Source organism: Methanomassiliicoccales archaeon (assembly GCA_014361295.1).
In the GTDB taxonomy this organism is placed as follows: Archaea; Thermoplasmatota; Thermoplasmata; order Methanomassiliicoccales; family JACIVX01; genus JACIVX01.
Genome location: JACIVX010000024.1, coordinates 1 through 6,389, shown reverse-complemented (window position 1 = coordinate 6,389; position 6,389 = coordinate 1). Strand labels below are relative to the sequence as shown.

The following is a 6,389-nucleotide window of genomic DNA, read 5'->3' as shown; positions in this document are numbered from 1 at the left end:
GACGGGACTTTCCTCTCCGTTCGCCGAGGAAAAACGGCCAAGGAACCGGTGTACACGGCCTTGGGCATTAAACCCGATGGGCGCCGGGAGATCCTCGGCTTTTGGCTGTTTGGGGCGGAAGGGGAAAGCGCTCAGAACTGGGAAGAAGTCCTCAAGGACCTCAGACGGTGTGGGGTCCGGCGGGTGCGGATCTTTATCACCGATGATCTTCCAGGCCTAGAGGAGGCGATCAAGAAGATCTTTCCCGAAGCCGATTGGCAGCTTTGCGTTCTTCATGCAGTCCGCGATGCGTTGAACAAGGCTCGAAAGGCGGACCGGGAGGCGCTGGCCGCGGATCTCAAGCGGGTGTACCGCGCAGAAACTGAGGAGGAGGCCAGGAAAGCGCTACAGAAGCTTTGGGATCACTGGGGCGGAATCTATCCCAAGATCGTGGAGCGCTGGGAGAACAAGGCTTATGCCCTTTTGGCGTTTTTGCGGTATCCCAAGCCCATCCGGCGGTATCTTTACACCACGAATCAACTGGAACGCTTGGCCAAGGAGGTGAAAAGGAGGACAAAGGTGGTGGAGGTGTTTTGTGGAGAAGAGGCGGTGGAAAAGCTTCTCTACTTGGTTTTGAGTCATCTGGACGAGGTACCAGAAGGCTTCGGGGATTTGCGGAAATCGAGGTGGGAAGCTATCATGCTGACCAGACACAATAAACGGGACATTATGGTAAGCCTTAAGCAAGCGCTCTTCTGGGACAAATGTCCCTTGACAAAGAGCTTCAAACTGTGTATAGTGCCTGTTGCTTTGCAAACGCTTGTAAAAGGAGGGGGATATGCGTAAAGTCTTGCTTGTTGGGTTGGCTGTGTTTTTTGGGGTCTTAGGGGTTATGTCCAAGGAGTTGGTTTTTTACTATGTGCCTCATACTGGTGCTGGAGATCCTTTCTGGGCTGTACAAAAGCTCGGATGGGAAACAGCTTGTAAGCAGCTTGGTGTAAAAGGCATCTTCACAGCCCCTGTTGTGTTTTCTGTCCAAGAACAGGTCAACATGCTCGAGAGCGCAATAGCAGCTAGGCCGGATGGTATCGCTGTCACTATTTCTAGCGACACGGCATTTGACGCGCCCCTGAAGAAAGCTAAGGAGTTAGGGATCCCTGTCATTGCGGTCAATATTGAAGACTATGCTCCTCCATATGTGCCATATCTTGCTTACATTGGCCAGGATGAGTTCATAGTTGGTGAAACGTTGGCCAATAGAGTGTTGAAAGAGTTTACGCCGAAGCGTGCAGTTATTGGTATCCACCAACCAGGTCTTACGTGTCTTGAACTTAGGGCTGAGGGTATCATCCGAACGTTCGCCGAAAAGGGGATTCCCATCGAAAAAATAGACATTACTCCATATCCTACGCAAGCGCTGGAGATTTTGAAAGCTTATCTCAAAAAATACCCCGACACTGACATGATCTTTACCTTGGGCCCTTTGGGAGCCCATCCTGCCATTGACCTAATAATAGAACAAGGCTTAGTTGGCAAAGTAAGGTTGGCTACTTGTGATGTCAGTGACAAAATTCTTGATGCTATCAAAAATGACGTGATGATTTGCGCAATCGCCCAACAACCTTTTATGCAAGGGTATCTAGCTGCCGTATGGTTGTATCTGCATGTCCAATATGGATTTCTCCCGCCAGCAAAAATGCCTACAGGTCCTACAGTAATTGATAAAACTAACCTTCCCATTGCTGAAAAGCAAGTGCAAACTACTGGTGGGTTGTAAAGAAATCCAGGGGAAAGAGCCGCGATTTTGCGGTTCTTTCCCCTTCTTTATAAGACAAAAAGAGGGTAGTAAACGGAGGTAAACAGTGAAAACAGCGAAGCTGCTGAAGTCAATGCCAGCTTTTCCCAGTCTTGGAGTAATAGTGGCGTTTATTCTCTTAGTTGTTGTTTTTTCTTTGCTATCTGATAAATTCTTTACCCTTAGTACTTTTGCTGGGATCCTTACAATAGCAGCCGAGCTTGTTCCAGTAGCATTGGCGGTTGCCCTATTAATGATCTCTGGCGAGTTTGATCTTTCTGTAGGTTCGGTCTACGCTAGCGCAGGCGTGTTACTTGCGAGTCTTTTGAACAAGGGTATAAATGATTTTGTAGCTTTTATTTGTGTATTGTTTTTTGGGCTTATTATAGGTAGCGTGAACAGCTTATTAACACTGCGTCTAAGAATACCTTCGTTTATTGTCACTTTGGGCACCATGATGACTATCCGGGGAATAGTATTAGTTGTTACTGGAGGGTTTCCTGTTTCTTTTCAAGGGAAAAGTTTATTACTTAATATTTTAAATGGCCCTTTTATATATGAATTTCGTTTTTCTGCATTGTGGTTATTAGTGTTTTTGGCTTTGTTCATGTTCCTCCTGAACCGAACGCAACATGGCAACTGGTCTTGTGCTGCTGGTGGTAATCCTGAAGTCGCTAATATGCTAGGTGTAAAAGTTGCTCGTGTTAAGTTGATAAACTTTTTACTAACGGCTATGTTTGCGAGCATTGCAGGAATGTTCAGCTTTGCTCGTTTCGGAATGTCCTATCCCACTTTAGGGGAGGGTATGGAGCTGGAAGCTATTGCTTCGGCTGTTTTAGGCGGATGTTATCTATCCGGTGGCTTCGGAACGATTTTAGGGGCCTTTTTTGGTGCTCTTGTGTTCTCGTTACTTCGTGTAGGCCTGGTTTTAGCTGGAGCGCCGGCCTATTGGTATAAGGCCTTTATTGGTATCATCCTTGTTCTCGGAATGGTTGTTAATAAAGGGGTTTTGCGAAGAATTCTCGGAATGGATATATGAGGAGGCACTTATGAAGGTCCAACCAGTATTATCTGTACAAGGCGTAAAAAAGTCTTTTGGCCGTGTGCAGGCATTGAAGGGGGTGTCATTTGAGGTATACCCGGGAGAAGTGGTCGGGTTACTTGGCGATAACGGCGCGGGTAAGAGCACGTTAATTAAACTTATAATGGGGGTTTATCGCCCCGACGAAGGTCAGATAATATTTCGGGGAAAAGACATTCGGTTTTTTTCTCCAAATGAAATCCGAATGTTGGGAATTGAAGCAGTGCCTCAAGGTGGAGCAGTGATACAGTTTATGGATATCGCAAGAAATTTCTTTTTAGGACGTGAACCCCAAAAGCGCCTTTTTAGTTTTCTGAAAATGCTTGATTTAAAGAAAATGAAAGAGGAAGCAACTAAATATATCGCCGAAGTTGGGGTACAAGTAAGAAGTCCTAATGAACGAGTGAGTTGGTTGTCCGGTGGTGAGAGGCAGGCCATAAGTATTGGTCGAACCTTATATTTTCAAAGCTCTTTAATATTGCTTGACGAGCCAACTTTGAACCTGTCTGTTAGGGAGACAGACAAGCTTCTCCACGCGGTAGCAGAGATGAAACGACGTGGGGTTGCGGTTATTTTTGTAACCCACAACGTTTATCATGTATATTTTATAGGGGATAAGTTTGTCCTTCTTAACCGAGGTGAGATGCTTGGGGTGTATAACAAAGAAGAAGTGACGGCAGAAGAGCTTATCGAAATGATACGAACGGGCAAACCAAAGGAGGCGCCGAATAAAGCGAGAACAAACGAAATAAAGCGCGGAGAAACTTAGATTTAAGGATTGTATTGTTACAAAATTTGTTGATAACGCAAAAGGAGGTACAATGAAGAAGGTCAAGGCAGCTGTGTTGGTAAAACCGGGACAATTTGAAGTTCGTGAATTTCCTTATCCTCAAATTAAAGATAGTCACGCTTTATTAAAGGTAGAATTATGTGGCATATGTGGAACGGATAAACACATATACAAAGGGGAAACGACCCTTTATGGAGGAACAACTGCCGAAGTTTCTGTCCCTTTCCCTATAATTTTGGGGCATGAAATCGTAGGAATTATTGCAGAAATTGGAAGCCAAGCAAATAAAACATTATGGTTCCCACCTGATCAACGGATAACAGTAGGAGATAGAGTTGTTGTTTGTCCGGATATACCTTGTGGTCGTTGCTTTTATTGTCAAAATTACGGTGGCGGTGGGTTCATTTGGTGTGAAAATATCAAAACATATGGCAACAACCTTTCTTGCAAAGAACCTCCATACCTTTTTGGCGGGATGGCAGAGTATATGGTTTTGCTGCCGGGCACTTTTGTTTGCAAAGTACCAGAAACTATAAAACCGGAGACCGCCGTGTTAACCGAACTTATGGCAGTTACGTATAATGTTGATAAAGCAAAAGAATTTTATAATATAGGTGGTGAAGGTTTTAAATCTGGCGATACTGTTGTGGTACAAGGGGTTGGGCCAATGGGACTGATGCATATTATCAAAGCTAGAATTCTTGGAGCTGGAGATATCATAGCAATTGATTCCTCCGAATTTCGACTTGGAATGGCTAAAGAATTTGGTGCAAACTATACAATCAATATTAGCAAAATGTCTCCAAAAGAAAGGATCGAGTTTGTTTATGACTTGACACACGGACGGGGGGCTGACCTGACAATTGAGTGCACTGGGGTACCACAAGCGATAATTGAAGGACTGGAGCTGACCCGCCGAGGAGGAATGTACATTGTGGCGGGTGTTTTCGTTGATACTGGAGATATTACATTGAATCCTCATAGACATATTTGTGCTAAAAATATTCGTCTACTCGGACAGACTAATCATCCGCCCCGTGGATACTTGTCAAGTTTGAAACTATTTGAGCGATATGCTAGCTATTTCCCTCCTTTTGAAAGAATAATCACGCACCGCTTTGTTATTGAAGATGTTGAGCAGGCTTTTGCCCAAGCAATGGATGCCCATAGTACAATGAAAGTTGTTCTCGCTTGTTCAGCATAAAGGAGGTTAAATGAAGAAAAAAGTTGTGAATATAGGAGTACTTGGGACAGGTCGGATAGGACGGCTACACATAGAAAATATAATGCGACGAATTCCAGAAGCTCGTGTTGCAGCTGTGGTTGACGTTGTAGAAGAAACCGCCCGACGTTGTGCTGAAGAGTTTGGCATTCGCAAGGTCTCCACGAATCCGGAAGACGTTTTTTCTGACCCTAACATTGAGGCTGTGCTCATCTGTACGAGTACCGATACCCACGCTGATCTTATTGTGGCCGCCGCTGAAGCAGGTAAGCATATTTTTTGTGAAAAGCCTATTGCCTTGAACCTTGAAGAGATCGACCGTGCTCTTTTCGCAGTGCAGAAGAATAGAGTTAAATTTATGGTGGGGTTCAATCGCCGATTTGATCCTAACTTCGCTAAAGCCAAAGAACTCCTTTTGCATGGAGCTATCGGGAAGCCCGAGCTTTTACGGATCACCAGCCGCGATCCAGCTCCGCCCTCTTTAGATTACATCCGTCGCTCCGGTGGAATGTTCTTAGATATGACGATACACGATTTCGATATGGCTTGTTTTCTCCTTGGGGAGGAGGTGGTTGAAGTCTATGCAGTAGGTGAAGCATTGGTTGATCCCCGAATAAAAGAAGCCGAGGATATCGATACTGCCGTAATTACCTTACGCTTCCAAAGCGGAGCTTTAGGAGTGATTGACAACTCCCGACGAGCTGCCTATGGCTATGATCAGCGTGTGGAAATCCTTGGGGAGAAGGGCATGATCAGAGTGGAGAATCCTCGTCCACATACAGTTACGGTTTGGAACACGTCTGGAGAGAATGGTCCAACCCTTTTTTCATTCTTTATGGACCGCTATACCGAGGCTTTTGTCCAAGAACTTCGTGCCTTTGTCTCATCACTTTGTGAAGGACGGGATCCACCAGTAAGTGGAGAAGAAGGCCGCAGGCCGGTCGTTTTGGCTTTGGCCGCGAAAAAGTCTCTGGAGGAAAAACGACCGGTCCGACCGTCGGAGGTCGACCCGCGCCGCTAAAAAATCTTGCCTTGGGTGATAAAATTTTATATAGTTGCAAATTTACAAACGTTTGCGAAAGGAGGAAAGATGAAAGCGTTGGTTTTGGAGGCAAAATGGGATCCGCGCCCTACTTATCAGGTCTCGGAGTTTGAGCGGAGAACCGGAAAAGCCATCGAGGGCGCAAGCGTCTGGCGCTATCCGAAACTCGAGCTTAGAGACATCCCTGATCCCAAACCCGGGCCAGGACAGGTTCTTCTTCGGGTGAAAGCCTGCGGAATCTGTGGGTCAGATGTACATTTCTACGAAACCGATCAAGACGGCTATATGCTGTATCCAGGACTCACAAAATTTCCCACCGTGATCGGCCATGAGTTCGCAGGCGAGGTGGTGGAGATCGGCCCCGGTCCGGAGGGCAAAGATCTGAAAGTTGGGGATCGGGTGACCGTCGAGGAGATGGTTTGGTGCGGTTACTGCCGGCCCTGTCGGGACGGGTATCCGAATCAATGTCAGAATCTCGAA

7 protein-coding genes are annotated in these 6,389 nt (G+C 46.0%); all 7 read left to right on the top strand.

The annotated features are described in order from the left end of the window. Positions 1-825 (top strand): IS256 family transposase (locus H5T41_10565; GenBank protein MBC7109203.1); only part of this gene is annotated, 825 nt, incomplete at its 5' end. Further along, positions 818-1,756, top strand: a complete 939-nt coding sequence (locus H5T41_10560; GenBank protein MBC7109202.1) for a sugar ABC transporter substrate-binding protein — start codon at positions 818-820, stop codon at positions 1,754-1,756. The genes H5T41_10565 and H5T41_10560, both read left to right, overlap by 8 nt. Positions 1,757-1,841: 85 nt before the next feature. Continuing rightward, positions 1,842-2,813, top strand: a complete 972-nt coding sequence (locus H5T41_10555) for an ABC transporter permease (GenBank protein ID MBC7109201.1) — start codon at positions 1,842-1,844, stop codon at positions 2,811-2,813. Positions 2,814-2,823: 10 nt separating this feature from the next. Next, complete coding sequence (locus tag H5T41_10550) at positions 2,824-3,624, top strand: sugar ABC transporter ATP-binding protein (protein MBC7109200.1); 801 nt, start codon at positions 2,824-2,826, stop codon at positions 3,622-3,624. Between the two features lie 52 nt (positions 3,625-3,676). Further along, a complete protein-coding gene (locus H5T41_10545; protein MBC7109199.1) occupies positions 3,677-4,849 on the top strand; it encodes an alcohol dehydrogenase catalytic domain-containing protein in 1,173 nt (390 codons plus the stop codon). A 10-nt stretch (positions 4,850-4,859) separates the two neighbouring features. Further along, a complete protein-coding gene (gene iolG, locus H5T41_10540) occupies positions 4,860-5,888 on the top strand; it encodes an inositol 2-dehydrogenase (GenBank protein ID MBC7109198.1) in 1,029 nt (342 codons plus the stop codon). Between the two features lie 69 nt (positions 5,889-5,957). Then, a partial coding sequence (locus tag H5T41_10535; GenBank protein MBC7109197.1) for an alcohol dehydrogenase catalytic domain-containing protein occupies positions 5,958-6,389 on the top strand: 432 nt, incomplete at its 3' end.

Excerpts from the sequence above, each read along its gene's own strand:
- H5T41_10560 (MBC7109202.1), top strand. The coding sequence starts at position 818 with ATGCGTAAAGTCTTGCTTGTTGGGTTGGCTGTGTTTTTTGGGGTCTTA.
- H5T41_10550 (MBC7109200.1), top strand. The coding sequence starts at position 2,824 with ATGAAGGTCCAACCAGTATTATCTGTACAAGGCGTAAAAAAGTCTTTT.
- H5T41_10545 (MBC7109199.1), top strand. The coding sequence starts at position 3,677 with ATGAAGAAGGTCAAGGCAGCTGTGTTGGTAAAACCGGGACAATTTGAA.
- iolG (MBC7109198.1), top strand. The coding sequence starts at position 4,860 with ATGAAGAAAAAAGTTGTGAATATAGGAGTACTTGGGACAGGTCGGATA.